This is a genomic window from Streptomyces sp. NPDC055103 (assembly GCF_053607625.1).
The window spans coordinates 69,343-95,623 of sequence record NZ_JBSGTX010000029.1; the positions used below are offsets into that span (position 1 = coordinate 69,343).

The 26,281-nt window shown below is 71.5% G+C and carries 23 protein-coding genes and 2 pseudogenes; 10 read left to right on the top strand and 15 right to left on the bottom strand.

Annotated elements, in window-relative coordinates:
- The 3 genes and pseudogenes from ACWFR1_RS19840 to ACWFR1_RS19850 all read left to right on the top strand — a co-directional run.
- Window positions 1-690, top strand: coding sequence for a glycerophosphodiester phosphodiesterase (locus tag ACWFR1_RS19840; RefSeq protein WP_453552856.1), 690 nt, complete (start codon window positions 1-3; stop codon window positions 688-690).
- Window positions 687-1,466, top strand: coding sequence for an SAM-dependent methyltransferase (locus tag ACWFR1_RS19845; protein WP_453552858.1), 780 nt, complete (start codon window positions 687-689; stop codon window positions 1,464-1,466). The genes ACWFR1_RS19840 and ACWFR1_RS19845 overlap by 4 nt, the downstream gene beginning before the upstream one ends.
- 177 nt (window positions 1,467-1,643) lie before the next feature.
- A pseudogene (locus tag ACWFR1_RS19850) lies at window positions 1,644-2,099 on the top strand (serine hydrolase); the annotation flags it as partial.
- 53 nt (window positions 2,100-2,152) lie between these two features.
- Here ACWFR1_RS19850 and ACWFR1_RS19855 read toward each other — a convergent pair.
- Window positions 2,153-3,316, bottom strand: a complete 1,164-nt coding sequence (locus ACWFR1_RS19855; protein WP_453552860.1) for a polyamine ABC transporter substrate-binding protein — start codon at window positions 3,314-3,316, stop codon at window positions 2,153-2,155.
- A 145-nt stretch (window positions 3,317-3,461) separates the two neighbouring features.
- Window positions 3,462-4,898: a gamma-aminobutyraldehyde dehydrogenase gene (locus ACWFR1_RS19860; RefSeq protein ID WP_453552862.1), complete on the bottom strand. Its 1,437-nt coding sequence runs from the start codon at window positions 4,896-4,898 to the stop codon at window positions 3,462-3,464.
- A gap of 189 nt (window positions 4,899-5,087) precedes the next feature.
- Here ACWFR1_RS19860 and ACWFR1_RS19865 point away from each other — a divergent pair, with 189 nt between their 5' ends.
- From ACWFR1_RS19865 to ACWFR1_RS19890, 6 genes are all read left to right on the top strand, one after another.
- Window positions 5,088-5,594, top strand: coding sequence for an Lrp/AsnC family transcriptional regulator (locus ACWFR1_RS19865; RefSeq protein ID WP_405858013.1), 507 nt, complete (start codon window positions 5,088-5,090; stop codon window positions 5,592-5,594).
- Window positions 5,579-6,958, top strand: a complete 1,380-nt coding sequence (locus ACWFR1_RS19870; RefSeq protein WP_317599592.1) for an aspartate aminotransferase family protein — start codon at window positions 5,579-5,581, stop codon at window positions 6,956-6,958. The genes ACWFR1_RS19865 and ACWFR1_RS19870 overlap by 16 nt, the downstream gene beginning before the upstream one ends.
- Before the next feature lie 288 nt (window positions 6,959-7,246).
- Window positions 7,247-7,975 (top strand): ABC transporter ATP-binding protein, encoded by a 729-nt coding sequence (locus ACWFR1_RS19875; RefSeq protein WP_453552865.1) that lies wholly within the window; start codon window positions 7,247-7,249, stop codon window positions 7,973-7,975.
- On the top strand, window positions 7,957-9,108 hold the full coding sequence (locus ACWFR1_RS19880) for a hypothetical protein (protein WP_453552867.1): 1,152 nt from the start codon (window positions 7,957-7,959) through the stop codon (window positions 9,106-9,108). The genes ACWFR1_RS19875 and ACWFR1_RS19880 overlap by 19 nt, the downstream gene beginning before the upstream one ends.
- Before the next feature lie 36 nt (window positions 9,109-9,144).
- The gene (locus ACWFR1_RS19885; protein WP_453552869.1) at window positions 9,145-10,284 is read left to right on the top strand and encodes an LOG family protein; all 1,140 of its coding nucleotides are present in this window, start codon (window positions 9,145-9,147) and stop codon (window positions 10,282-10,284) included.
- A 264-nt stretch (window positions 10,285-10,548) separates the two neighbouring features.
- Window positions 10,549-11,157: a hypothetical protein gene (locus ACWFR1_RS19890; protein ID WP_453552871.1), complete on the top strand. Its 609-nt coding sequence runs from the start codon at window positions 10,549-10,551 to the stop codon at window positions 11,155-11,157.
- Window positions 11,158-11,175: 18 nt separating this feature from the next.
- On the opposite strand, the gene ACWFR1_RS19895 is transcribed toward ACWFR1_RS19890, so the two are convergent.
- The 9 genes from ACWFR1_RS19895 to rpsB form a co-directional block, all read right to left on the bottom strand.
- Window positions 11,176-12,192, bottom strand: coding sequence for an ABC transporter ATP-binding protein (locus ACWFR1_RS19895; protein ID WP_453552873.1), 1,017 nt, complete (start codon window positions 12,190-12,192; stop codon window positions 11,176-11,178).
- Window positions 12,192-13,805, bottom strand: coding sequence for an ABC transporter permease (locus ACWFR1_RS19900; RefSeq protein WP_453552893.1), 1,614 nt, complete (start codon window positions 13,803-13,805; stop codon window positions 12,192-12,194). The genes ACWFR1_RS19895 and ACWFR1_RS19900 overlap by 1 nt, the downstream gene beginning before the upstream one ends.
- 47 nt (window positions 13,806-13,852) lie before the next feature.
- Window positions 13,853-14,995, bottom strand: coding sequence for a thiamine ABC transporter substrate-binding protein (locus ACWFR1_RS19905; protein WP_453552875.1), 1,143 nt, complete (start codon window positions 14,993-14,995; stop codon window positions 13,853-13,855).
- 223 nt (window positions 14,996-15,218) lie between these two features.
- Window positions 15,219-16,331 (bottom strand): 23S rRNA (adenine(2503)-C(2))-methyltransferase RlmN, encoded by a 1,113-nt coding sequence (gene rlmN / locus ACWFR1_RS19910; protein ID WP_453552877.1) that lies wholly within the window; start codon window positions 16,329-16,331, stop codon window positions 15,219-15,221.
- A 328-nt stretch (window positions 16,332-16,659) separates the two neighbouring features.
- The gene (locus tag ACWFR1_RS19915) at window positions 16,660-17,763 is read right to left on the bottom strand and encodes a phosphatidate cytidylyltransferase (protein WP_453552879.1); all 1,104 of its coding nucleotides are present in this window, start codon (window positions 17,761-17,763) and stop codon (window positions 16,660-16,662) included.
- Window positions 17,763-18,320, bottom strand: coding sequence for a ribosome recycling factor (gene frr, locus ACWFR1_RS19920; RefSeq protein WP_125746162.1), 558 nt, complete (start codon window positions 18,318-18,320; stop codon window positions 17,763-17,765). The genes ACWFR1_RS19915 and frr overlap by 1 nt, the downstream gene beginning before the upstream one ends.
- 97 nt (window positions 18,321-18,417) lie before the next feature.
- Window positions 18,418-19,182 (bottom strand): UMP kinase, encoded by a 765-nt coding sequence (gene pyrH / locus ACWFR1_RS19925; RefSeq protein WP_453552882.1) that lies wholly within the window; start codon window positions 19,180-19,182, stop codon window positions 18,418-18,420.
- A 164-nt stretch (window positions 19,183-19,346) separates the two neighbouring features.
- Entirely contained in the window at window positions 19,347-20,183 is an 837-nt protein-coding gene (gene tsf, locus ACWFR1_RS19930) for a translation elongation factor Ts (protein WP_453552884.1), read from the bottom strand.
- A gap of 102 nt (window positions 20,184-20,285) precedes the next feature.
- The gene (gene rpsB, locus ACWFR1_RS19935) at window positions 20,286-21,221 is read right to left on the bottom strand and encodes a 30S ribosomal protein S2 (protein ID WP_453552887.1); all 936 of its coding nucleotides are present in this window, start codon (window positions 21,219-21,221) and stop codon (window positions 20,286-20,288) included.
- A 255-nt stretch (window positions 21,222-21,476) separates the two neighbouring features.
- Here rpsB and ACWFR1_RS19940 point away from each other — a divergent pair, with 255 nt between their 5' ends.
- Window positions 21,477-21,944, top strand: coding sequence for a murein hydrolase activator EnvC family protein (locus ACWFR1_RS19940; protein WP_453552889.1), 468 nt, complete (start codon window positions 21,477-21,479; stop codon window positions 21,942-21,944).
- Here the strand turns inward: ACWFR1_RS19940 and ACWFR1_RS19945 are convergent.
- The 4 genes and pseudogenes from ACWFR1_RS19945 to ACWFR1_RS19960 all read right to left on the bottom strand — a co-directional run.
- Complete coding sequence (locus tag ACWFR1_RS19945) at window positions 21,925-22,491, bottom strand: TetR/AcrR family transcriptional regulator (RefSeq protein ID WP_453552895.1); 567 nt, start codon at window positions 22,489-22,491, stop codon at window positions 21,925-21,927. The two genes, ACWFR1_RS19940 and ACWFR1_RS19945, sit on opposite strands and share 20 nt — an antisense overlap.
- Window positions 22,492-22,545: 54 nt before the next feature.
- Window positions 22,546-23,382: an RNA polymerase sigma factor WhiG gene (gene whiG / locus ACWFR1_RS19950; protein WP_453552891.1), complete on the bottom strand. Its 837-nt coding sequence runs from the start codon at window positions 23,380-23,382 to the stop codon at window positions 22,546-22,548.
- 239 nt (window positions 23,383-23,621) lie between these two features.
- Window positions 23,622-24,773 (bottom strand): DNA-processing protein DprA, encoded by a 1,152-nt coding sequence (dprA, locus tag ACWFR1_RS19955; protein ID WP_453552897.1) that lies wholly within the window; start codon window positions 24,771-24,773, stop codon window positions 23,622-23,624.
- Window positions 24,774-24,823: 50 nt separating this feature from the next.
- Window positions 24,824-26,203 (bottom strand): annotated as a pseudogene (locus ACWFR1_RS19960) (YifB family Mg chelatase-like AAA ATPase); the annotation flags it as partial.
- Window positions 26,204-26,281 lie beyond the last annotated feature (78 nt).

Consider the following 26,281-nt stretch of genomic DNA (forward strand, 5'->3'; position numbering starts at 1 on the left):
ATGCGCACCGTCACTGTCGTAGGTCATCGCGGCGACCCGTACCGCCTCCGTGAGAACACGCTCCCCTCGATCGCCTCGGCGATCGAGCGGGGGGCGGACGCGGTCGAGGTCGACGTCCGGCTCACGAAGGACGGCGTGCCCGTCCTCCTCCACGACGACACCCTCAAGCGGCTGTGGGGCCACGACCGGCCGCTGTCCCGGCTCTCGTACGAGCAGCTGCGCGAGCTGACGTACGGCGGGGTGCCGACCCTGCGCGAGGCGCTGATCGCCGCCGGGGCGCACCGGCTGATGCTGGACCTGCCCGGCGGGAACGAGGACTCGGTCCGCACGATCGTCGGCACGATCCGGGAGTGCGGCGCCGGGGAGCGCGTGTACTACTGCGCGGGGTCCGTGGCCATGCTCCAGGTGCGGGCCGCCGACCCGGCCGCCGAGATCGCCCTGACGTGGACCTCGCTCGCCCCGCCCCGGCGGGTGCTGCTCGACGCGGTGCGGCCGAAGTGGCTCAACTACCGCTTCGGACTGGCCGGTCGGGAGCTGACCGAGCGGATCCACCGGGACGGTCTGCTCGTCTCGGCCTGGACGGCGGACACCTCCCGCACCATGCGTAAGCTGATCTTCAACGGGGTCGACTCGATCACCACGAACCGGGTCGACACGCTCGCCGCCGCCCTGCGAAAGGCTCGCGCATGAACGACCGGATCCGCACCGACATCGCCCACAACGCCCGGGTGTGGAACTACTGGCTGGGCGGCAAGGACAACTACCCGGTGGACCGCGCGGTTGGCGACCAGGTCACCGCCTTCTATCCGAGCATCGGCGAAGTGGCCCGCGCGGACCGGGCGTTCCTCGGCCGGGCGGTGACCCATCTGGCGGCCGACGCGGGCGTGCGCCAGTTCCTGGACATCGGTACGGGCCTGCCGACCGCCGACAACACCCACGAGGTGGCGCAGCGGGTCGCCGCCGACTCCCGGATCGTCTACGTCGACAACGACCCGATCGTCCTGACCCACGCCCGGGCGCTGCTGACCAGCGCGCCGGAGGGCGTCACCGAGTACGTGGACGCGGACGCGCGGGACCCGGAGAAGATCCTGGCGGCCGCCGGCGCGACGCTCGACCTGTCCCGTCCGGTGGCGGTGCTGATGCTCGGCATCCTCAACTTCGTCCTGGACACGGGCGAGGCCCGGAAGGTCGTGCGGACCCTGATGGACGCGCTCCCCTCCGGCAGTCACCTGGTCCTGACCCACCCGACGCTGGAGCCGGAGCTCGGCGGCGAGGGCAACAAGGCCGCCATGGCCTTCTGGAACGAGAACGCGACGCCGCCGATCACCGCCCGCAGCCGAGCCGAGTTCACCTCCTTCCTCGACGGGCTCGACCTGCTGGAGCCGGGCATCGTGTCGTGCGCGCGCTGGCGCGCCGAAGGGGCCACCGAGGTCGCGCAGTTCGGCGCGGTGGGCCGCAAGCCGTAATGGACGCGCGGGGGGACGCACGAGGGGACGTACGGGGCGACATAGGCGGAGACATACGCGGGGTCGTACGGCTCCGGTGGGAGCGGGCGCGGAGCTGGGGCGCGGCGAACCCTCCCCCAGAGCTCCGCATGGGGGTACCCCCATCTCGCTTCGCTCGCGGTGGACATCGGGATCGCGCTCCTCGGTCCGTACAACCACGGCTAACAGACGATGCGGCTCGACGACGGCACCACCGGCCTGCGTGACGTCTCCGTGTGGGGGACGACGGACGGCTGGGCGGCAGGGGACCTCGTCTCGACCACCGCCGACCTGGAGCGGTTCACCCGGGAGCTGTTCGCGGGCCGGGTGGTGCGCGGACCGCTCCTGGAGGAGATGTTCACGCTGCCGAAGGTCCCGGACGTGAAGACGGGCGACCCGGCCGCGTACGCCGCCGGTCTGTCGATGAAGCGGCTCGGCGGGCGCGAGGTCTGGGGCAAGACGGGTGGCCGCTGGGGGTACAACGCGGCCATCGCCTCGACCCGGGACGGCGCGCGCACCCTCGTCTACAGCGTCAACTCCACCGACGCCAAGGGCCAGGACATGAACCGGACGGCACTGAAGCTCATGGTGTCGGCGTACGGCCTCCCGGACTGATCACCGGTGGCCGTTACGCGGGTACGGGCTCCGGCACCGACGCCACCCCTCGCTCACAGCCCCACGATCGCGTTCCACCTCTTCGCGAACTCCTGCCGCTCGTCGGCGCGGATGTCGCGGGCGATGGCGAGCCTTCCCCGCATGTCGGGGTCCGGGAAGATCAGCGGGTCCTCGGCGAGGGCGGCCAGGTCCTCGTCGCCGGAGTCCGCGAGGACGTCCTGCGCGGCCGGCACCGGGCAGACGTAGTTGACCCAGGCGGCGAGTTCGGCGGCGACCTCGGGCTCGTAGTAGTAGTCGATCAGCTTCTCGGCGTTGGTCTTGTGCTGGGCCCGGTTGGGGATCATGAGGGACTCGGCCCACAGTTCGCCGCCCTCCTCGGGCACGACGAACGCGATGTCGGGGTTGTCGGCCTGGAGCTGGATGACGTCGCCGGAGTACGCCTGGCAGGCGAGCACGTCGCCGGTGGACAGGTCCTTGATGTAGTCGTTGCCGGTGAAGCGGCGGATGTGCTTCTTCCGGACGAGCCCCTCGACCTGCTCGCACAGGGCGTGGAAGTCGTCGCCCGTCCACCGGGTCACGTCGACTCCGTTGCCCTGGAGCAGCAGGGACATGGACTCGTCGAGGCCGGAGAGCAGGGTGACCTTGCCGCGCAGGTCGTCGGCCCACAGCTCCTTGGTGGAGCGGAGTTCCCGGCCGAGCTTCTTCCGGTTGTAGGCGATGCCGGTGATCCCGGACTGCCAGGGCACGCTGTGCAGGCGGCCCGCGTCGAAGGCGGGCGAGCGCAGCTGCGGGTTGAGGTGCCGCGCGACGTGCGGCTGGGCGGTGCGGTCCATCTCCTGGACCCAGCCGAGGCGGACGAAGCGGGCGGCCATCCAGTCGCTGACGACGATCAGGTCGCGGCCGGTCTCCTGGTGGTTCATCAGGGACGGGCCGATCTTGCCGAAGAACTCGTCGTTGTCGTTGATCTCCTCCGTGTAGCGGACGGAGATCCCGGTGCGCTCACGGAAGGCGTCCAGGGTCGGGCGCTTCGCCGTGTCGTCGTCATCGGTGTCGATGTAGAGCGGCCAGTTGGCGAAGTCGAGCGTCCGGTCGCGCGCGGACAGGTCACGGCCCGACCGGTCGCGCTCGTCCACGTAGGCGGCGGGCACCCCGCACCCGGCGAGCGCCGCGGCCGCTCCGACACCGCCGATCCCGCGCAGCAGGGACCGGCGGGACATGCTCTTCCTGGCTATCGCTCTCACCGACCCAGCATCCACATCCACTGCCACCTGCGGCTATGGACGGTCCGTCGAGCGACGGCGCGCGGCCCCGACACCCTGTCGACCAGGGTGGCGGGGCCGCGGTTCACGCGCCGGGGTGGTGTCAGCCCAGGGAGGTCATGACGTGCTTGATGCGCGTGTAGTCCTCGAAGCCGTACGCGGAGAGATCCTTGCCGTAGCCGGACTTCTTGTAGCCGCCGTGGGGCATCTCGGCGACGAGCGGGATGTGGGTGTTGATCCACACGCAGCCGAAGTCGAGGGCCTTGGACATGCGCATCGCGCGCGCGTGGTCCTTGGTCCAGACGGAGGAGGCGAGGGCGTACTCGACGTCGTTGGCGTACGCGAGGGCCTGGGCCTCATCCGTGAAGGACTGGACGGTGATGACCGGGCCGAAGACCTCGTTCTGGACGATCTCGTCGTCCTGCTTGAGGCCGGAGACGACGGTCGGGGCGTAGAAGTAGCCCTTGTCGCCGACGCGGTGACCGCCGGCCTCCACCTTGGCGTGGGCCGGGAGGCGCTCGATGAAGCCGGAGACCTGCTTCAGCTGGTTGGCGTTGTTCAGCGGTCCGTAGAGCACGTCCTCCTCGTCCGGCTGGCCGGTCTTCGTCTCGGCGGCGGCCTTGGCGAGGGCGGCGACGAACTCGTCGTGGATGGACTCGTGGACGAGGACGCGGGTGGCGGCCGTACAGTCCTGGCCGGCGTTGAAGAAGCCCGCGACCGAGATGTCGCCGACGGCCGCGTCGATGTCGGTGTCCTCGAAGACGACGACCGGGGCCTTGCCGCCCAGCTCCAGGTGGACGCGCTTGACGTCCTTGGCCGCCGACTCGGCGACCTGCATGCCGGCACGGACCGAACCGGTGATGGAGGCCATCGCCGGGGTCGGGTGCTCGACCATGGCCTTGCCGGTCTCACGGTCACCGCAGATGACGTTGAAGACACCCTTGGGGACGATCTGCCCGATGATCTCGGCCATCAGGACGGTCGACGCGGGGGTCGTGTCCGAGGGCTTGAGGACGACGGTGTTGCCCGCGGCGAGCGCCGGGGCGAACTTCCACACGGCCATCATCATCGGGTAGTTCCACGGCGCGACCTGGGCGCAGACGCCCACGGGCTCGCGGCGGACGATGGAGGTCATGCCCTCCATGTACTCGCCGGCCGAACGGCCCTCGAGCATGCGGGCGGCACCGGCGAAGAAGCGGATCTGGTCCACCATCGGGGGCACCTCCTCGCTCCCGACGAGGGCGGTCGGCTTTCCGGTGTTCAGGACCTCGGCGGCGATGAGGTCCTCGGCACGCTCCTCGAAGGCGTCGGCGATCTTGAGGAGCACCTTCTGGCGCTCGGCCGGGGTGCTGTCACGCCAGGCGGGGAAGGCGGCCGCGGCGGCCTCCATGGCGGCGTCGACGTCGGCCTGGCCGGAGAGCGGGGAGGTGGCGTACACCTCGCCGGTGGCCGGGTTGACCACCTCGATGGTGCGGCCGTCGGCCGCGTCGCGGAACTCCCCGTTGATGTAGTTACGCAGCCGGCGCAGCTCGGTGGTCACTTGCCACCCCTCCTGTCACGTTCGTCGTCGCACGTCCTTGTGCGGCGTCCCGATGGGCGAGACACCTCAGCCTAGTCGCTCGACTGACGCTTTCCATAGCCCCGACCCCCTCCAACTTCGGATTCAGTGAGATCGAGAGCCTCACACAACGAATTACATCGCTTCGGGCTTGCGTGACTGACAATCTCGGTGCACAGTGAAGGTGTGGCCAGTCGAAGCACAGACTCCAGAACCGGAACCGGTTCGTCCCCGACGATCGATGCCGTCTCCCTGGCAATCATCGAACAGCTCCAGCAGGACGGTCGCCGTCCCTACGCGGCGATCGGCAAGGCCGTGGGCCTCTCCGAAGCCGCCGTGCGCCAACGCGTGCAGAAGCTGCTCGACCAGGGCGTCATGCAGATCGTCGCCGTCACCGACCCGCTCACCGTGGGATTCCGGCGCCAGGCGATGGTCGGCATCAACGTCGAGGGTGACCTCGATCCGGTCGCGGAGGCACTCACGGCCATGGCCGAATGCGAGTACGTGGTGATGACCGCGGGCTCCTTCGACCTGATGGTGGAGGTCGTCTGCGAGGACGACGACCACCTGCTGGATGTGATCAACAAGCGCATCCGCACCCTCCCCGGCGTGCGCTCCACGGAGAGCTTCGTCTACCTCAAGCTCAAGAAGCAGACCTATATGTGGGGAACTCGATAATCGTGACCCAGGACCTGTCCAAGACCGCGTACGACCACCTGTGGATGCACTTCACCCGCATGTCGTCGTACGAGAACTCGCCCGTTCCCACCATCGTGCGTGGTGAGGGCACCTACATCTTCGACGACAAGGGCAAGCGCTACCTCGACGGTCTCGCGGGTCTGTTCGTCGTCAACGCCGGACACGGCCGCGAGGAACTGGCCGAGGTCGCGTACAAGCAGGCCAAGGAACTCGCGTTCTTCCCCGTGTGGTCGTACGCCCACCCCAAGGCCGTCGAGCTCGCCGAGCGTCTGGCCGACTACGCCCCGGGCGACCTGAACAAGGTGTTCTTCACCACCGGTGGCGGCGAGGCCGTCGAGACCGCGTGGAAGCTCGCCAAGCAGTACTTCAAGCTGCAGGGCAAGCACACCAAGTACAAGGTCATCTCGCGTGCGGTCGCCTACCACGGCACCCCGCAGGGCGCCCTGTCCATCACGGGTCTGCCGGCCCTGAAGGCCCCCTTCGAGCCGCTGGTCCCCGGCGCGCACAAGGTGCCGAACACCAACATCTACCGCGCCCCGATCCACGGCGACGACCCGGAGGCCTTCGGCCGCTGGGCCGCCGACCAGATCGAGCAGGAGATCCTCTTCGAGGGCGCCGACACCGTCGCTGCCGTCTTCCTGGAGCCCGTGCAGAACGCCGGTGGCTGCTTCCCGCCGCCGCCCGGCTACTTCCAGCGCGTCCGCGAGATCTGCGACCAGTACGACGTGCTGCTCGTCTCCGACGAGACGATCTGCGCCTTCGGCCGCCTCGGCACGATGTTCGCCTGTGACAAGTTCGGCTACGTGCCGGACATGATCACCTGCGCCAAGGGCATGACCTCGGGCTACTCCCCGATCGGCGCCTGCATCGTCTCGGACCGCATCGCGGAGCCGTTCTACAAGGGCGACAACACCTTCCTCCACGGCTACACCTTCGGTGGCCACCCGGTGTCGTCGGCGGTCGCGATCGCCAACCTCGACATCTTCGACAAGGAAGGCCTGAACCAGCACGTGCTGGACCAGGAGGGCAACTTCTTCAACACCCTGAAGAAGCTGCACGACCTGCCGATCGTCGGCGACGTCCGCGGCAACGGCTTCTTCTACGGCATCGAGCTCGTCAAGGACAAGGCCACCAAGGAGTCCTTCACGGACGAGGAGACGGAGCGCGTGCTCTACGGCTTCCTCTCCAAGGCGCTCTTCGAGAACGGCCTGTACTGCCGGGCCGACGACCGTGGCGACCCGGTCATCCAGCTGGCCCCGCCGCTCATCGCCGACCAGGGCACCTTCGACGAGATCGAAGGCATCCTGCGCTCGGTGCTGACGGAGGCGTGGACCAAGCTCTGATCCTCCCCGCCCCGCGAGGCACGGTCCCCGGGGTGCGAGCAGGACCTCACGCCGCCCTCACGGCGTGACAACGGCCCGGGCATGCCGCCATCCGAGTGGATGGTGGCATGCCCGGGCCGCGTGCTGTCCGTACAAACCGATCTGAATCCTTACGGTTCATCCCTGGTCGCCTTCCCGGTCGCACCCCTGACCGCCCCCTGATCTCCCCTGGCGCCAGTGACCGAAAGGCCCGTCTCTTCGTTCCCCCGGATGGGGGAACACAGATCGGATCCGACAGAGGTGTACGCGATGGCCCCACCGGACAACGACGTGCTCTGGGCGCGTTCCCTGCACTGCTCCCTGGGCGGTTCGGACGCCCTCAGCGGCGTCTCCCTCGGCGTCCGCGAGGGCGAGATCCTCGCCCTCGTCGGCCCGCGCGGCAGCGGCAAGACCACCCTCATGCGCTGCCTGTCCGGGCAGCTCGTCGCCCAGCAGGGCGAGGTGTGGTTCAACAGCAGCCCCGTGCACACCCTCGGCGCGGCCCAGCGCGAACGGCTCCGCCGCGACCGCTTCGGCTGGATCGACCCCGAGCCGGGCCTCGTCCCGGAACTCACCGGCTGGGAGAACGTCGCCCTCCCGCTGCTGCTCCGCGGCGCCTCCCACCGGGCAGCGAAGACCGCCGGCGTCGAATGGCTGGAGCGCCTCGACATCGGCGTCTGCGTCCGCAAGCGCCCGCACGCGCTCACCCACTCCCAGCGCCAGCGGATCGCGATCGCCCGCGCCCTGGTCACCACCCCGTCGGTGCTCTTCGCCGACGAACCCACCGCCGCGCTGCACCGCGCCGACGGGGCGCAGGTCCTGCGCACCCTGACCGCCGCGGCCCGCTCCCACGGCATCACGGTGGTCCTCGCCACCCACGACGGCGACGTGGCGGCGCTCGCCGACCGCACGGTCGCCCTCCTCGACGGCCGCCGGGTCGGCACCGTCCCTCCGGCGTCAGGGGCGGAGGGCGTCACCGCGTGCTCGCTCTCCGTCTAGCCCGCGGGACCCACCCCCTCGTCCTGACCCGGCGGCTCCTCGTCGCCGCCGCGGCCGCGGGGGTGGGCTTCCTGCTGCTCTGCACCCTCGGATACGCCGTCGGGCACCCGGACCGGTCCTCGTCCTCCGTCCTGCGCCTGCTGTGGTGCGCCCTGCCGCTCGCCGCCACCGTCCAGTTCGCCGTGGCCGTGGCCCGCACCGACCCCAGCACCCGGCCGCGCCCCGGACTCTCGGCGGTCGGACTCGGCCCCGTCCGGCTCACGGCCGTCGCCGCGGCGTCGACGGCCGTCGCCTGCACGCTCGGCTCGATGGTCGCGCTCCTGTTCTACCTGCACCTGCGCGGCGACATCACGGGGCTGCCCTTCGACGGGGCGGCGGCCGACCTCCTCGCCGCCGACCAGCCGATGCCCCTCGCCGCCGCCCTCACGCTCCTCGCGATCCTGCCGGTCGTCGCCGCCACGGCGGCGGGCCTGGCGCTGCGCCCGCGCTCCGCGCCCGCCGAACCGGAGGGCGTCGAGAAGCCGGTGCCGTCCGGGCTGCCCTGGGGCGTCGCCCTCGTCGCCGTCGGTCTGGCCATCGAGACGTACGCGGGCCGCAGCGGCGCCGGCGACGACCTCCCGCTGCCGGGCCGCTTCGACGGCAGCCCGGCGGGCGTCCTCGCCGGCTGGGTGCTCACCGCCTTCGGTCTCGCCCTCGCGGGCCCGGGACTCACGTACGGCTGCGGCCGGCTCCTCCAGGCCGTCCGGCCGGGCGCGACCCGGCTGCTCGCGGGCCGCGTCCTCATGGACGAGTGCCGCCGTATCGGCCGCCCGCTCGGGGTGGTCTCCGCCGTGCTGTCCGGGACGCTCGCGGCGGCCGCGCTGTACGCGTCGGGCACGGGCCCGGCCGCTTTCGGACCGCTCACCGGTCTCGGCGCGGCCCTCGTCATGGCCTGCACCACGGCGACGCTCCTCACGGCCGCGCTGGAGTCCAAGCAGTGCCGGGCCCACACCACCGAGGCGCTCCTCCGCCTCGGCGCCCCACCCACGGTCCTGCGGACGGCGGCCCTCATGCGGGCGGGCGCGCTCGTCGCCGTCTTCCTGCCGCTGACCTGGATCGTGGCGGAGCTGGCGGCCCTCCCCCTGACGGGCTGACGGGCCGCTCGGCGGCAGGGCCCCTATCGTGGGCCCATGGCGACGCCTCCTCCTGCACACCGGCCGCCCGGTCCGCGCGGGCACGGGCACGAGATCCACACGCTCGACGAGTTCGACGCGGCGATAGCCCGGCCCGGCGGGCTCGCCGGGCTCCGCGTACAGTCCGTCGACCTCACCGACCGCACCTTCGCCCTGCTCACCACCTCTGCCGCGGGCGCCGTCCTCCTCGGCTGCCGCATGGAGCCGGAGGCCGCGGCCAAGGTCCGCGCCGACGGGGCACTCGTCTTCCCGCCCGTCCCCGACCTGCCGTTCGACCCGTACCGCTCAGGTCTCTACTCCCCCGACGAGCTGTACGCCGGCATCGCCGAGACGGGCTACGACGCGACCCCTGACTCCCTCGCGTACACCTGGTTCGCGCGGACCAGGGCCGACGGCGACATCTTCCCCTCGATGCTCCGCGCCCTCCACGACGACGCCGTCTCCGACGCCCTCGACGAACTCCTCGACGGAAAGCGGGTCGTCGGCGTGATGGGCGGGCACGCGACGGTCCGGGGCACGGAGGGGTACGCGGGCGCCGCCCGGCTCGGCAGGTCGCTGGCCCGCTCGGGCCTGGCCGTGACGACCGGCGGCGGACCGGGCGCGATGGAGGCGGCGAACCTCGGCGCGTATCTGGCGCCGTTCCCCGACGAGACCCTGCCGGAGGCCCTCGCCGTCCTCGCCACCGCCCCGTCCTTCGTCCCCTCGGTGACGGAGTGGGCCCGCGCCGCCTTCGCGGTACGGGCCCGGTGGCCGCACGGCGGTGACTCCGTCGGGATCCCGACCTGGTTCTACGGCCACGAACCGCCGAACGCCTTCGCCGGCCGCGTCGCCAAGTACTTCACCAACGCCGTCCGCGAGGAGGGCCTGCTCGCCCGCTCCACGGCGGGCGTCGTCTTCCTGCCGGGCGCGGCGGGCACGGTCCAGGAGATCTTCGCGAACGTCACCCCTAACTACTACGGCTCCCTGGGCACGCCCACGCCGATGGTCCTGGTCGACCGCGCCCACTGGACCGCGCACCTCCCGGCCTGGCCCCTCCTGGAAGCCCTCGCCGCAGGCCGCCCGATGGCCCCCCGCATCGCCCTGGTCGACTCGACCGAGGAGGTCCCGGAGGCGCTGGAACGGCTCGCGCGGGCGTAGTCCCCCTCCCCCGCGCCGAAGGCGTAGCGCCCCTCCCCCGCACGGCGGAGCGGGACGCGACCGGGGACGGGCGCGCCCCAGGGCCTCCCGCCGGGAGGCTCGGGACATGACGCCGAAGACTGGCCCTCGTGGGCCGGTTCCGCCGCGTTCGCCTGGTCGCTGCTGTACGCGACGTGTGCGGCCCTCGCCGCCCTCACCGGGCCCGCGTTCGGGTACGCGGTCCTGGGCAAAGGCACCGGCACGGGCGCCGAGGCGGCCACGGGGGTGCTGTACGGGGCTTCCGCCGTGCTCGGGTACGCCCTGTCGCGCCGCCCGGCTGCCCGGTGGCCGTCCAGAGCCGCCTGGGCGGTGGTCGCGCTCTGTCTGACCTCGGGCTTCGCAGCGCTCCTCAGCCCGGTCCATCTCCTGTTCTTCCTGTCCCGCAACCAGCCGCCGGTCGACTGGGCGGCGCTCGCCAACCAGTTCCTCGCCGTCCTCGGCGCCGTGCTGTGGGGATGTGCGGCCCTCGCGCACCGGCGCCGGGCCCTCGGCACCTGCCCGCACTGCGGCGGGCACGGCCGCACCGGCGACCCGCGCCGCACCTCCGTGACGGCGGACCCGGCCCGTGCCGGGCTCGTCGCCGCCGCGGCCCTCGTCCCGTACGCCTCGCTGGAGACGGCCTGGGCGGGGGCAGGCGCGCTCGCGCCGTTCGGCGCGATCCTCGCCGTGGTCGGCGTGCTGATCTGGGCGGGGCTGATCCGCGTCGACCTCGCGGACCACGCGCCCTGGGTGTTCGCCGTCGCCTACGGCGGCTTCTCCTGCTACGGACTGGCCCTGGCCCGCGCCACCCGCTCCTATCAGCGCGCGACCCGCAGGACGTGCGCCGCCTGCTGAGCCGCGTCCCCGACGGGGTCAGTCCCCCAGCACCACGACGTCCTCCACCGCGAAGGCCAGGTCCACCCGGGCGCCCTCGGCCGGCGCCTCGCTCAGCGGGAACTCCGCCTCCAGCGGCGGCCCGTCAGCGGGCCGGAGCCGTACGACGACGCGGTCGCCCCGGAAGGTCCGGGACTCGACCGTCCACGCATCCGACTCCCCCGGGAGGAGCCGCACCCCGCCCGGCCGGACGAGGAGCCTCCGCTCCCCCTGCGGCGAGCCCTCCGGCACGGGGACCTTGCCCCACGCCGTCTCCGCGACCATGCCCGTGACCCGCGCCGCCACCACGTTGTCGAATCCGAGGAAGCGGGCCACGAACTCCGAGGCCGGCCGCGACCACACCTCGACGGGCGCGCCCGACTGCGCGATCCGCCCGTCCCGCATCACCACGACCCGGTCGGCGAGCGCGAAGGCCTCGCCCTGATCGTGGGTGACGGCGAGGACCGTCGTCCCGAGCCGCCCGAAGAGCTGCCGCAGCTCGACGACGAGCCGCTCCCGCAGCCCCCGGTCGAGCTGTCCGAGCGGCTCGTCCAGCATGAGAAGGCGGGGCCGCGGTGCCAGCGCCCTGGCCAGCGCGACCCGCTGCTGCTCGCCGCCGGAGAGCGCGGCGACGGACCTCCGCTCGGCGCCCGGGAGCCCGACGAGGTCGAGCAGCTCCCGTACGCGCTCCGCCTGTTCGGCCTTGCCGGCGCCGCGCATCCGCGGTCCGAAGGCGATGTTGCCGCCGACGTCCCGCTGCGGGAACAGCTGGTGGTCCTGGAACATCAGCCCGACGCCCCGCCGGTGCACCGGCACCCCCGCCTGGTCGGCGCCTTCGAGCAGCACCCGGCCGCCGTCGAGCGCCTGGAGCCCGGCAACGACCCGGAGCAGGGTGGACTTGCCGCTGCCGCTGGGGCCGAGGACGCACACGATCTCGTGCTCGGCGACCTCCAGGTCCACGGCGTCGAGCGCGGCCCGCTCCCCGAACCGTACGGTCGCGTCCAGGATCGAAAGCATCAGAACTCCCCGGAGGTCCGCTCGGTGCGCAGCCGTTCCAGCAGGAGCAGGGACACCGCGCACACCACCATCAGAATCGTCGAGAGGGCCATCGCCTGCCCGTAGTTGAGCTCGCCCGGCCGCCCAAGCAGCCGAGCGACCGCCACCGGCAGCGTCGGGCTGTCGGGCCGGGCGATGAAGACGGTCGCGCCGAACTCGCCGAGCGAGACGGCGAAGGCGAAGCCGGCGGCGATGAGGAGCGCCCGCCGCACCAGCGGCAGGTCCACCTCCCGCCAGGCCCGCCACGGCGACGCCCCGAGGACGGCCGCCGCCTCCCGCAGCCGCTCGTCCACCGCCCGCAGCACCGGCAGCATGGTCCGTACGACGAAGGGGACGCCGACCAGGGCCTGTGCGAGCGGTACGAGGATCCAGCTGGCGCGCAGGTCGAACGGCGGCTCGTCGAGCGTGATGAGGAACCCGAAGCCGACGGTCACGGCGGACACCCCGAGCGGCAGCATGAGCAGCGCGTCGAAGCCCCGTACGAGCCGCCCGGCCCGCCTGGTGAGCGCCGCCGCGGCGAGCCCGCCGATCAGCACCGCGATGCCGGTCGCGGCCACCGCGTACCGCAGGGAGTTCCCGATCGCCTCAAGCGGCGGTACGAGGAAGGTGCCGGACTCGTCGAGCGAGCCGAGCGCCCGGTAGTAGCCGAGCCCGTAGCCGTGCGGCCCCGCGAAGGACCGCTCCACGAGCACGCCGAGCGGCAGCAGGATCAGCAGCGCCACCGAGACGAGGACACCGCCGAGCAGCGCCCACTGCCCGACGCCCCTCGGCCGGCGCGCGGTCGTCTCCGGCGGTACGAGCCGCAGCGCGGTCTCCCGCCGCCGTAGCGTCCGGGCGTGCACGGCCAGGATCGCTCCGACCGCCGCGAACTGGACGAGGGTCAGGACCGCGGCCGTCGGCAGGTCGAGCAGCCGGGCGGTCTGCCGGTAGATCTCCGACTCCAGGGTGGAGTACGCGTCCCCGCCGAGGATCTGGACGACACCGAAGGAGGTGAACGTGAAGAGGAAGACCATCAGGGCGGCCGCCGACACCGCCGGCACCAGCGCGGGCAGCGTCACCGTCCGCCAGGCCGTCCAGCGCGAGGCGCCGAGGACCCGGGCGGCCTCCTCCTGGCGCGGGTCGAGCTGCGACCAGAGGCCGCCGACGGTCCGGACGACGACCGCGTAGTTGAAGAAGACGTGCGCGAGGAGGATCGCCCACACGCTGGTGTCGAGCCGCAGCCCCCACAGCTCGTCCGTGAGACCGCCCCGGCCGACGACGGCCAGGAAGGCCGTGCCGACGAGGACGGTCGGCAGCACGAACGGCACCGTGACCACGGCCCGCAGCACGTCCTTGCCCGGGAAGTCGAAGCGCGCGAAGGCATACGCGCCGGGCAGCGCCACGAGCAACGTCAGACCGGTGGAGGCGAGCGCCTGCCACACGGTGAAGCCGAGGACGTCGAGGATGTCCGGCCGGCTCAGCGTCTCGCCGATCCGGCCGAACCGCCAGACGCCCTCGGGCCGCAGCCCCCGGTCGACGATCGACACGACGGGCCAGGCGAAGAAGACCCCGAAGAACACGACGGGCAGGGCCATCAGCCCCAGCCGCGCCGCGCTCCCCCTGAGGTCGCCCCGGCCCCGCACTACTTCAGGACGAGCGACGACCACTGCTGGATCCACGGGTCACGCTTCTCGGCGATCTTCTCGGGCGCCATGGTCCTGGGCTGGTCGATCACGACACCGTGCTTCGTGAAGAGCTCCGGCAGCGTCGCGTCCTTCGCGACCGGGTTGACGAACATCTGGAGCGGCATGTCGTCCTGGAACTTCTTCGAGATCAGGAAGTCGATCAGCGCCTTGCCGCCCTCGGGGTTCTTCGCCCCGTTCAGCAGACCCGCGAACTCGATCTGCCGGAAGCAGGTGCCGGTGGACACCCCGGTCGGGGCCACCTTCGGCTGCGGCTCGCCGTAGAGCACCTCGACCGGCGGGCTGGAGGCGTACGACACGACGAGCGGCCGGTCGCCCTTGGCCTGCTTGCCGCCGGCCGAGCCGGAGAACTCCTGGTTGTAGGCGAGCTCCCAGCTGTCGACGGTCTTCACGCCGTTGGCCTTCAGCTTCTTCCAGTAGTCCTGCCAGCCTCCCCCAGAGGCTTCGCCCTGGGAGGTACCCCCATCGCCGTACTGCGCGGCCGTACCGAGGAGGAAGCCGAGACCCGGGGAGGACCGCTCGGGGTTCTCGACGACGAGCAGGTCCTTGTACGCCGGCTTCGCCAGGTCGTCGAAGGTCTGGGGCGGCGCCAGCTTCTTGTCGGCGAAGTACTTCTTGTCGTAGTTGACGCAGATGTCACCGGAGTCGACCGGCGTGACCCGCTGCTCCTTGTCGAGGCGGTACGCGGCCGGGATCCGGTCCACGCCCTTCGCCTCGTACGGGACGAAGATCCCGTGGTCGAGGGCGCGGGACAGCAGGGTGTTGTCGACACCGAAGAAGACGTCGCCCTGCGGGGAGCCCTTGGTCAGGATCTCCTTGTTGACGGCCTCGCCCGCGTCACCGGCCTTGAGGACCTTGACCGTGAAACCGGTCTGCTTCGTGAACTCCGCCAGCACCTCCTTGGAGGCGTTGAAGGAGTCGTGACTCACGAGCGTCACGGTCTTCGGCGCGGGCGCGCCGGTCTTGCCCGCGGCGTCGCGGACGTCCTCGGTGCCGCAGGCGGCGAGGGCGGTGACGCCCAGCGCCACGACGAGCGCGGCGGCCGCCGTTCTCTTCGTGCTCGCCGAAATGGTGGTGCTCACTGAGATTCCTCCTGGGTGTGACCAGGAAGAGACGCGGCCCTGCCCGCGTCCGGCGGAACCGGACGCGGGCAGGGCGCAACAGCATGAGTTAACGACCGAACTTCCTACCCAGAATGACCTGGGCAAGGTTCAGAGGGTCTGCGGTCCTACGGTGACCGCACTCTCAGCGCTGTGGCGCTCCCCTGTCGGAATATGGAGATGTGTTCGACCTCAGAGTACAAGGTCAGCGCTCGGACGCCGCCAGCTGTCCACAGGCACCGTCGATCTCCTGGCCACGGGTGTCCCGGACGGTCACCGGAACGCCGTGGCGGGCGATGGCGTCGACGAAGGCCCGCTCGTCCTCGGGACGGGACGCCGTCCACTTCGAACCGGGCGTCGGGTTCAGCGGGATCAGGTTGACGTGCACCCGCTTGTTCTTCAGCAGCCGGCCCAGGAGGTCGCCGCGCCACGCCTGGTCGTTGATGTCGCGGATGAGCGCGTACTCGATGGAGATCCGGCGCCCGGACTTCTCGGCGTACTCCCATGAGGCGTCGAGGACCTCGCGCACCTTCCAGCGGGTGTTCACCGGCACGAGGGTGTCGCGCAGCTCGTCGTCGGGGGCGTGCAGGGAGACCGCGAGACGGCACTTGAAGCCCTCGTCGGCGAAGCGCTGCATCGCGGGCACGAGCCCGACGGTGGAGACGGTGATCCCGCGCTGCGAGAGCCCCAGACCGTCCGGCTCGGGGTCGGTGAGCCGGCGGATCGCGCCGACGACCCGGTTGTAGTTGGCGAGCGGCTCGCCCATGCCCATGAAGACGATGTTCGAGAGGCGCGCCGGTCCCCCGGGGACCTCCCCGTCCCGCAGGGACCGCATGCCGTCCACGATCTGGTGCACGATCTCGGCGGTCGACAGGTTCCGGTCGAGGCCCGCCTGTCCGGTCGCGCAGAACGGGCAGTTCATGCCGCAGCCGGCCTGCGAGGAGATGCACATGGTCACCCGCTCCGGGTAGCGCATGAGCACCGACTCCACGAGCGTGCCGTCGTGCAGCCGCCACAGGGTCTTACGGGTGGTGTCGTCGTCGCACGAGATGTGCCGCACGACCGACATCAGGTCGGGCAGCAGCGCCTCGGCGAGCTTCTCCCTCGAGGCCGCCGGGATGTCGGTCCACTGCGCGGGGTCGTGCGCGTACCGCGCGAAGTAGTGCTGCGACAGCTGCTTGGCGCGGAAGGGCTTCTCGCCGATCGCGGCGACGGCCTCCTTCCGCTCGGCGGGCGAGAGGTCGGCCAGGTGCCGAGGCGGCTTCTTGGCTCCCTTGGGGGCGACGAAAGTGAGTTCTCCGGGCACAGGACGGGCCACGATCGGGTGTCTCCTCAGACGGCACGAGGTCCGGACAGCCCCGCGTCGGCGGGAAGCGCGGCATGACGATGCCGAAGCCAGGAGACCTCACTGGAGCGCCCTCACGGTGGCGAGGACGACGGAAGGGCCCGCGGCGCACGCGCCACGAGCCCTTCCAGAGTACCCGCTGTCCGTCAACAGCTTCCGACGGAAGAATCCGGCAGGCCGGTCAGCCCGTCCCCACGAACACCGCGAGCAGCAACCACACCACCGGAGCCGTCGGCAGCAACGAGTCCAGCCGGTCCATGCTGCATCACCACGCGGCTCCGCCGCAGGGCGCCATGGCCGGTCAGCCCGTCCCCACGAACACCGCGAGCAGCAACCACACCACCGGAGCCGTCGGCAGCAACGAGTCCAGCCGGTCCATGATCCCGCCATGGCCCGGGAGCAGCGTGCCCATGTCCTTGATGCCGAGATCGCGCTTGATCATCGACTCGCCGAGGTCGCCGAGCGTCGCGCTCGCCGCCACCGCCAGACCGAGGAGCAGACCCTGCCACCAGGTCCCGTCGTCGATCATGAACTCCATGCACAGCGCGCCCGCCGCCATCGCGAAGGCCACCGCGCCGACCAGACCCTCGCGGGTCTTGCCGGGGCTGATCCTCGGCGCCAGCTTGTGCTTGCCGAAGCGCCAGCCGACCGCGTACGCCCCGGTGTCGCTGACCACCGTGAGGAGCAGGAAGGTCAGCACCCGCTGCGGACCGTCGTCCGCGGTGAGCAGCATCGCCACGAACGTCGCCAGGAACGGCACGTAGAACGCGGCGAAGACACCCGCGGTGACGTCCTTCAGGTAGCCCTCGGGAGGCTCCGTCATCCGCCACACCAGCACCGCGAGCGCCGTCAGCGCCATCGCCACCCAGGCGCCTTCGGGCCCCCGGACGTAGCCGGCGACGACCATCGCCGCGCCGCCGACCGCGAGCGGCACCAGCGGGGCCTTGATGGCCTTGCGCTCCTGCAGGCGGGAGGTGAGCTCCCACAGACCGACGACCACGGCGACCGCGATCACCCCGACGAACGCCGGCTTCCAGATGAACAGCGAGGCGACGATGACGGCGCCGAGCCCGACGCCCACCCCTATGGCCGCGCCCAGGTCACGCCCCGCGCTCTTCTTCTGCCGTGGCGCCGTCGGCGCGGGCGGCGGAGGCGGGGTGGGGCTGGACATGGGCTCCTGCGGGTGCTCGTGCGGCGTCTCGTCACGGAACAGGGGACCGCTCTGGTGAGCGGCCCCCCGGCCGTGACCGTCCTGGAATCCGCCGGCGGGAACGTCGGGCACGATGGGCATGGGCCGAGTCTGCGCCGCCTGGTGCCGATCGTATGCGGGACCCGCCGGGGCAGGCCCCTGGTCGGGTCCCCGACGGCCGGTGCCGCCCGGGGCCCCCCAGGATGAGTCGTTCATCAGACCTCGAGCAGCTCGGCTTCCTTGTGCTTGAGCAGCTCGTCCACCTGCGCGACGTACTTCGCGGTGGAGTCGTCGAGCTCCTTCTCGGCGCGGCGCACGTCGTCCTCGCCGGACTCCTTGTCCTTGACCAGCTTGTCGAGGGCGTCCTTGGCCTTGCGGCGCACGGCGCGGATGGAGACCTTCGAGTCCTCGGCCTTGCCCCGGGCGACCTTGATGTACTCGCGACGGCGCTCCTCCGTCAGCTCGGGGAAGTTCACCCGGATGATGCTGCCGTCGTTGCTGGGGTTCACACCCAGGTCCGAGTCGCGGATGGCCTGCTCGATGTTGCGCAGCGCGGTCTTGTCGAACGGGGTCACCACCGCCATGCGCGGCTCCGGCACGGAGAACGACGCGAGCTGGTTGATGGGGGTGAGGGCGCCGTAGTAGTCCGCCACGATCTTGTTGAACATCGCCGGGTGCGCACGGCCGGTGCGGATCGCGGCGAAGTCCTCCTTGGCCACCACGACGGCCTTCTCCATCTTCTCCTCGGCCTCGAGGAGGGTCTCTTCGATCACCACATGCTCCTGCGTGTCGTCGCTTTGTGTCCTGCACGGTGGGTACGACCGGCAGGGCTCTGTCCATCCCCTCGCGGGGCGGTTCCCGGTTCGGGTGTCAGGCCCGGGTGCCCTGGTCGCTCACGAGCGTGCCGATCTTCTCACCCTTCACCGCGCGAGCGATATTGCCCTCGGTGAGCAGTTCGAAGACGAGAATCGGGAGCTTGTTGTCCCGGCACAGGGTGATGGCGGTGGCGTCGGCGACCTTGAGGTCGCGGGAGAGCACCTCGCCGTACTCCAGCGCGTCGAACTTGACCGCGTCGGGGTTGGCCTTCGGGTCGGAGTCGTAGACGCCGTCCACGCCGTTCTTGCCCATCAGCAGGGCCTCGGCGTCGATCTCCAGGGCGCGCTGGGCGGCCGTGGTGTCGGTGGAGAAGTACGGCATGCCCATGCCCGCACCGAAGATGACCACGCGGCCCTTCTCCAGGTGCCGCACGGCGCGCAGCGGGATGTACGGCTCGGCGACCTGACCCATGGTGATGGCGGTCTGGACGCGGGAGTCGATGCCCTCCTTCTCCAGGAAGTCCTGGAGGGCGAGGCAGTTCATCACGGTGCCGAGCATGCCCATGTAGTCGGAGCGGGCGCGGTCCATGCCGCGGACCTGCAGCTCGGCGCCGCGGAAGAAGTTCCCGCCGCCGATCACGATCGCGATCTCCGCTCCGTCGCGGACGACCGCGGCGATCTCGCGCGCGATTTTGTGCACGACGTCGGGGTCGACGCCGAGCGCGCCGCCGCCGGCGAACGCCTCGCCGGACAGCTTCAGCATGAAGCGGCCGGACTTTTTGCCGTGGATGTCGTCGCTCTGGGCGGCGGACTGGTTCATGGAGATCTCCTCGTGCACATACGACGAAGGCCATTGCCGGTGGGTCCTCGCGGTATCCCGTACGGCAATGGCCTCCTCGTCAGATCTGCGGTCGTCCTGCGCGGGGGCGGACGACTGCTTCAGACCCTACCGGGGTCCGGTGTCCGTCGCGTTCGCGGACGGACTCAGATGCCGACCTTGATACGCGTGAAGCGCTTCAGGGTGACACCGGCCTCGTCCAGGATCTGCTGGACGGACTTCTTGTTGTCAAGGGCGTACGGCTGACCGAGCAGCGTCGCGTCCTTGAAGAAGCCGTTCACGCGACCCTCGACGATCTTCGGGAGCGCGGCCTCGGGCTTGCCCTCGGCGCGGGTGGTCTCCTCGGCGACGCGACGCTCGGTCTCGACGACCTCGGCCGGAACGTCCTCACGGGTGAGGTACTTCGGCGCGAAGGCGGCGATGTGCTGGGCGACACCCTTGGCGACGGCGGCGTCGGCCTTGTCGAACTCGACGAGGACACCGATCTGCGGCGGGAGGTCCGGCATCGTGCGGTGCATGTACGAGAAGACGAAGCCATCGGCGTACTGCGCGAAGCGGTCCAGGACGATCTTCTCGCCGAGGTTGGCGTTGGCCTCGTCGACGAACGCCTGCACGGTCTTGCCGGCCTCGATCTCGGAGGCGAGCAGCGCCTCCAGGTCGGCCGGGGAGGTGGCGGCGACGTGGGCGGCGAGCTGGTCGGCGACGGCCTGGAACTTGTCACCCTTGGCGACGAAGTCCGTCTCGCACTTCAGCTCGACGAGGACACCGGAGGTGTTGTCGTCGGCGATGAGGGAGACCACGGCGCCGTTCTCGGCGGAGCGGCCCTCGCGCTTGGCGACACCCTTCTGGCCCTTGATGCGCAGGGCCTCTACGGCCTTGTCGACATCGCCGTCGGCCTCGTCCAGGGCCTTCTTGCAGTCCATCATGCCGGCGCCGGTGAGCTCGCGGAGCTTCTTGACGTCAGCGGCGGTGTAGTTCGCCATGAGTCTGTTTCTCTCTCGAAGTCTGAAAGATCGGGCGGGTCCACGGGTGGACGGCGGGGGCTTCGTGGGCCCCCGCCGTCATCACCCGAAGGTCCTGAAGGGTCAGGCCTGCTCGGCGTCCGCGGCCGGAGCCTCGGCGACGACCTCGGCCTCGGCCTCGGCGGCGGCCTCGGCCGGAGCCTCGGCAACCTCGGCGTCGGCGACCTTCTCGGTCTCGGCGGAGGTCTGGACCTCGGCAGCGACGTCGGAGTCGGCCTTCTTCTCACCCTCGAGCAGGTCGCGCTCCCACTCGGCGAGGGGCTCGCCGGCGGCCTTCTCGCCCGGCTTCGAGTCGCCGGTCGCGGCGCCGGAGCGGGCGATGAGGCCCTCGGCGACAGCGTCGGCGATCACGCGGGTGAGCAGGGTGACGGAGCGGATCGCGTCGTCGTTGCCCGGGATCTTGTAGTCGACCTCGTCGGGGTCGCAGTTGGTGTCGAGGATCGCGACGACCGGGATCTTGAGCTTGCGAGCCTCGCCGACGGCGATGTGCTCCTTCTTGGTGTCCACGATCCAGACGGCGCTGGGCACCTTGGACATCTCGCGGATACCGCCAAGGGTCTTCTCCAGCTTGGCCTTCTCGCGGGAGAGGACCAGGAGCTCCTTCTTGGTGAGGCCGGACGCGGCCACATCCTCGAAGTCGATCTGCTCAAGCTCCTTGAGGCGCTGCAGACGCTTGTAGACGGTGGAGAAGTTGGTGAGCATGCCACCGAGCCAACGCTGGTTGACGTACGGCATGCCGACACGCGTCGCCTGCTCGGCGATGGCCTCCTGGGCCTGCTTCTTCGTACCGACGAACATGATGGAGCCGCCGTGCGCGACGGTCTCCTTGACGAACTCGAAGGCGCGGTCGATGTACGACAGCGACTGGAGCAGGTCGATGATGTAGATGCCGTTGCGCTCCGTGAAGATGAAGCGACGCATCTTCGGGTTCCAACGACGGGTCTGGTGACCGAAGTGGACGCCGCTTTCCAGCAGCTCCCGCATCGTGACGACGGCCATGGCCGTATCTCCTTGGGTTTCTCGGTTGTTTTCCTGACGCCCCGACGCGCCATGCCCACAAGGGACCGAAAGGCGCTGCCACGACCGGTGAGGGTTATGGCGGGGCGTGCGAAGTCGACCCGGTGACCCGAGTCGCCATAGGAAGTGTACGGGACCCTGGGAGCGGCGGGTGACGGCGCTGTCCACAACCGTCGGGTAGTCCACAGATACCGGTCCCGACCCCCAGGAAAGGGTCGCCCGGGGGAGCCTTCCCCCATGCGTCTCATGACCTTGCTCCTGACCCTCGGCCTGCTGTGGCCGGTGGGCCCGCCCCCGCCCGAGATCCTCCGCGGCTGGCAGCCCCCGGCCGGCCCGTACGGCCCCGGGCACCGCGGCGTCGACCTGGCGGCCCCGCCCGGCACGCCGGTGCTCGCCCCGGCCCCTGGCACGGTCTCGTTCGCGGGCCCGGTCGGCGGCCGGGGCGTCCTCACCCTCACCCTCCCGGGCACGGGCACTCCCCCACTGCGCACGACCTTCTCCCCGGTGACCCCGCTGGTGAAGGCGGGCACCCGGGTCGCCGCGGGCGCCACCGTGGCCCGCGTCTCACCCGGCACGCACTGCGCGCGGGCCTGCCTCCACTGGGGCCTGCTCCGCGGCACCACCTACCTGAACCCCCTGCTCCTGGCCAGGAGAGCCCCCTCGCGGCTGCTGCCGACGGGCGGGTTCAGGACCTGGGAGCGTTGACGCCGTGGAGGACCATGGCGACCGCGGCCTCCGCGATGGTCGTGGGGTCCTCCGCCGCGCCGAGTTCGATGCGGCGGACGGCCGCGTCGACGACGCCCTGGAGGAGCATGGCGCCAAGGCGCGGCTCGGACTGGCCCAGGGCGGCGAGGGCCTCGACGATCATGGCGACGAGGCCGCCGTGGGCCGCGCGGATCTTCTCGCGGGCGCCGTCGTCCAACTCGCTCGCCGAGATCGCGACGACCGCCCGGTGACGCCGGTCGCCGACCAGGGCCAGCTGGGTCCTGACGTACGCCTCGACCTTGCCCTCGGGCGTATCGGCGCCGGCCATCGCGGTCTCGACCTCGGCGGCCCAGACGGGGAAGTCGACTGCGCACAGCTCTTCGACGACGGCCGCGCGCGAGCGGAAGTACTCGTACACCGAGGAGCGGGCCAGGCCCGTGCGCTCGGCGAGTGCGGGGAAGGTCAACGCCTCCGTACCGCCCTCGGACAGCAGGGAACGCGCGGCGTCAAGGAGGGCGCCTCGCTGCATCGTCCGGTGCTCGGCCACGGAGGCCGCTCGAATCCTGGGCACGGCTCCACTGTACGACCGGCCCGGGGTGGCTCAGCGTCCGACGTCGGCCAGCTTGGCGCGGAGCTGGAGGACCGACTTGGTGTGGATCTGGCTGACACGGCTCTCGGTGACGCCGAGGACGTTGCCGATCTCGGCCAGCGTGAGGCCCTCGTAGTAGTAGAGCGTGACGACGGTCTTCTCCCGCTCGGGGAGGGTGTTGATCGCGCGGGCGAGCAGTCGGCGCAGTTCACGGTCCTCGGCGACCGAGACGGGGTTGTCCGCCGCCGTGTCCTCCAGGGTGTCCATCAGGGAGAGGCGGTCGCCACCCTCGCCTCCGACGTGCAGCAGCTCCTCCAGGGCGACCACGTTCGCCAGGGACAACTGGCTGAAGACCGCGTGCAGTTCCTCCAGCGTGACGCCCATCTCCGCGGCGACCTCGCTCTCGGAGGGGGTGCGGCGGAGCTGGGCTTCGAGGGTCGCGTAGGCGCGTTCGACGTTGCGCGCCTTCTGGCGGACGGAGCGCGGGATCCAGTCGAGGGCACGGAGTTCGTCGATCATGGCGCCGCGGATGCGGGTGATCGCGTACGTCTCGAACTTGATGGCGCGCTCGACGTCGAACTTCTCGATGGCGTCGATGAGCCCGAAGACTCCGGAGGAGACGAAGTCGGCCTGTTCCACGTTGGACGGCAGCCCCACGCTGACGCGTCCCGCGACGTACTTGACGAGCGGCGAGTAGTGCAGGATCAGCTGCTCCCGCAGCCGCTCGTCGCCGGTGTCCTTGTACGAGCGCCACAGCTCGTCGAGCGAGGTCGGTGCGGGTGGTCGCACGGTGCCCCGGGCTGCTGGGGGCACCGCAGCGCGGTCAGACCCGGAGGTGTGCTGGGGCATGCGTTGCCTTGAGCCGTTCTGCTGTCGGGTGCGTCGGTGGGAGCGTCCTGTGGGGAATCCTGGCGAGCGTAGCGTGAGTGCGCGGTCGCGGTGCGCGAACATCGGCGGATCGCGCCGGACCGGGTGGACACAGTCGGCCACATCTTCGAACCCGGGCCGTGGCGTGTGTCGACCCCTCGGATCCGGCCGAGAGAACTCGATTGCTCATCTGCTTCACCCTGTCACCCGAATGCTCCAGGTCAAGTATCGCCTCGCCGCGCGTTCGACCGCTGTGTCGCCGTGTTCGTCAACTGCCAGCCCTCTCCGTGCCGTTCGACGAAGCCGAGCGAGTGGAGTTCGTACAGCTTCGCGAGGGTGTCGTCGGGGCCTGTTCCGGCTCGGCGGGCGATGACGGTCGTGGGGGTGGGGCCGCGGGCGGGGACGGCTTCGAGGATGTGCGCGGCGGCGGGTCCGAGCAGGTCGCGCGGGAGGACGGGGCCGCGGCGGGCGGGGGCGAGTTCGCCCATGTCGCCGACGAGTTCGACGATCTCCTGGGCGTCGGTGACGAGGGTGGCGTCGCCGCGGAGGAGCTCGTGGACGCCTGCGGAGAGGGCGCTGGTGACGGGTCCGGGGACGCCCATGGTGTGGCGGCCCAGGCGGGCGGCGGCGCGGGCGGTGACGAGGGAGCCGCTGCGGTGCTGCGCCTCGACGACGACGGTGCCTCGGGTGAGAGCGGCGATCACACGGTTGCGGAGGATGAATCGGCTGGGTGTGGGGTGGCTTTCGGGCGGCAGCTCGCCGACGACGAGGCCTTGTTCCGCGATGCGGCCGATGAGCCCGCCGTGGCCTCGGGGGTACGGGGTGTCGACGCCGCAGGCGAGGACGGCGACGGTGGCACCGCCGGCGGCGAGGGCACCGCGGTGGGCGGCGCCGTCGATGCCGTAGGCGGCTCCGGAGACGACGACCCACCCCTGTCGGGCGAGGCCGGTGGCGAGGTCGGCCGCGATGTGGGCGCCGTAGGGGGTGCAGGCGCGGGCTCCGACGAGGGCGACGGAGCGCAGGGCCCAGGTGCGCAGGTCGGCGGGGCCTCTGATCCAGAGGCCGAGGGGGCGGGTGTGGCCGAGGTCGTCGAGTTGACGGGGCCATTCGGTGTCGCCGGGGATGAGAAAGCGTCCGCCGAGTCGGTGGACGGTGTCGAGGTCGCGGGCGGGGGCGGCGGCGGTGGCGCGTCGTCGCCAGCTGTCGACGCGTTTCGCTCCGGTGCCGGGGAAGGGGTCGTCGCCGGGGTGGAGGAGGCGGTCGAGGAAGCCGAGGGCTCCGTGGTGGCGGAGCCAGCGGCCGGCGTGCTCGTCGCCGGGTTCGACGGCCCGGGTGAGGGCGGCGCGGGCGAGTCGCTCGTCCGTGGCGTCCATGGCCTCTTCGGTGCCGGGGGTGTGGTGGCCGGCGGGTGTGTCGTAGTGGGTCATGCGCGCTCCCCCGCTCCGACGGGGACGCCGCGGGCGATGCCGGTGCGCATTTCGAGGGCGAGGGCGATGTCCTCGCTGCCGGGCCGGTCGTGTCCCGCCAGGTCGGCGACGGTCCAGGCCACGCGGAGGACGCGGTCGACACCGCGGGCGGTGAGGAGCCCCCGCTCGATGTCGCATTCGGCGGCGGCGAGGGCGCCGGGTGCGGCGAGGTAACGCGTACGGAGTTCGTGTCCGGGGATCTCGCTGTTGACGCTCCACGGGGTGTCGGCCAGGCGGGCGGTGGCGCGGGCCCGGGCCTCGTGGACGCGGGCGGCGACCGTGGCGGTGGTCTCGCCGCGGCCGCCCTGCCCGAGGAGGTCCGCGCGGGTGACGGGTTCGACCTCGACGCGCAGGTCGACGCGGTCGAGGAGGGGGCCGGAGAGGCGGGCCTGGTAGCGGCGGATGAGGGAGGCGGGGCACTCGCAGCCGGCGCCGTGGAGGGTGTGCCGTCCGCAGGGGCAGGGGTTGGCGGCGAGGGCGAGGAGGAAGTGGGCGGGGAGGCGGACGACGCCCGCGGCGCGGGCGATGACGACGTGCCCGGATTCGAGGGGCTGGCGGAGCGCGTCGAGGACCTTGCCGGAGAACTCGGGGGCTTCGTCCAGAAAGAGGATGCCGCGGTGGGCGAGGGAGACGGCGCCGGGCCTGGGGAGGCCGTTGCCGCCGCCGACGAGGGACTGCATGGTCGCGGAGTGGTGGGGCGCGCAGTAGGGGGCGCGGCGGACGAGGGGTTCGCCGGGCGGGAGGATGCCGGCGACGGAGTGGACGGCGGTGACTTCGAGGGATTCCTGGCGGGTGAGGGGCGGGAGGATGCCGGGGAGCCGTTCGGCGAGCATGGTCTTTCCGGCGCCGGGAGGGCCGGAGAGCAGCAGGTGGTGGCTGCCGGCGGCGGCGATCTCCAGGGCGTGGCGGGCCCGGTGCTGGCCGGCGACGTCGGCGAGGTCGGGTCCTTCGGCGGGGTCGGCGGCGAGTCCGGTGCCGATTCCGGCGCCGGGGACGAGGAGCCCGGCGAGCATGGCGTCGGGCCGTCCTTCCTCGGTGGGTTCCTCGTCGGGGACGGGTTCGTCGGTGAGGACGGCGATGAGCTGACGGAGGGTGCGGACGCCCAGGACGGAGACGCCGGGGACGAGCGCGGCTTCGCCGGCGGTCTGTTCGGGGACGACGACCTGGCGGTATCCGGCGTCGGCGGCGGCGAGAACGGCGGGCAGGACGCCGCGGACGGGTCGGACGCGTCCGTCGAGGCCGAGTTCGCCGATGAGGACGAGGTCGGCGATGGTGCGCGGGTCGATGCGCTCGGCGGCGCCGAGTACGGCGGCGGCGACGGCCAGATCGAAGCCTGACGAAATGCGCTTCTAAAACAGGAAGGCCCCACGGCTGAAAGCTCCGCGGGGTGAACTCCTGAGGGCGGGGTCAGTCGC

Coding starts and splice junctions, on each gene's coding strand:
- ACWFR1_RS19845 (WP_453552858.1), top strand. CDS start 687: ATGAACGACCGGATCCGCACCGACATCGCCCACAACGCCCGGGTGTGG.
- ACWFR1_RS19885 (WP_453552869.1), top strand. CDS start 9,145: ATGGCGACGCCTCCTCCTGCACACCGGCCGCCCGGTCCGCGCGGGCAC.
- ACWFR1_RS19855 (WP_453552860.1), bottom strand. CDS start 3,316: ATGTCCCGCCGGTCCCTGCTGCGCGGGATCGGCGGTGTCGGAGCGGCC.
- whiG (WP_453552891.1), bottom strand. CDS start 23,382: ATGCCCCAGCACACCTCCGGGTCTGACCGCGCTGCGGTGCCCCCAGCA.
- ACWFR1_RS19940 (WP_453552889.1), top strand. CDS start 21,477: ATGCGTCTCATGACCTTGCTCCTGACCCTCGGCCTGCTGTGGCCGGTG.
- pyrH (WP_453552882.1), bottom strand. CDS start 19,182: ATGAACCAGTCCGCCGCCCAGAGCGACGACATCCACGGCAAAAAGTCC.
- tsf (WP_453552884.1), bottom strand. CDS start 20,183: ATGGCGAACTACACCGCCGCTGACGTCAAGAAGCTCCGCGAGCTCACC.
- ACWFR1_RS19840 (WP_453552856.1), top strand. CDS start 1: ATGCGCACCGTCACTGTCGTAGGTCATCGCGGCGACCCGTACCGCCTC.
- dprA (WP_453552897.1), bottom strand. CDS start 24,773: ATGGACGCCACGGACGAGCGACTCGCCCGCGCCGCCCTCACCCGGGCC.
- ACWFR1_RS19875 (WP_453552865.1), top strand. CDS start 7,247: ATGGCCCCACCGGACAACGACGTGCTCTGGGCGCGTTCCCTGCACTGC.
- ACWFR1_RS19900 (WP_453552893.1), bottom strand. CDS start 13,805: ATGGCCCTGCCCGTCGTGTTCTTCGGGGTCTTCTTCGCCTGGCCCGTC.
- ACWFR1_RS19895 (WP_453552873.1), bottom strand. CDS start 12,192: ATGCTTTCGATCCTGGACGCGACCGTACGGTTCGGGGAGCGGGCCGCG.
- rpsB (WP_453552887.1), bottom strand. CDS start 21,221: ATGGCCGTCGTCACGATGCGGGAGCTGCTGGAAAGCGGCGTCCACTTC.
- ACWFR1_RS19915 (WP_453552879.1), bottom strand. CDS start 17,763: ATGAACGACTCATCCTGGGGGGCCCCGGGCGGCACCGGCCGTCGGGGA.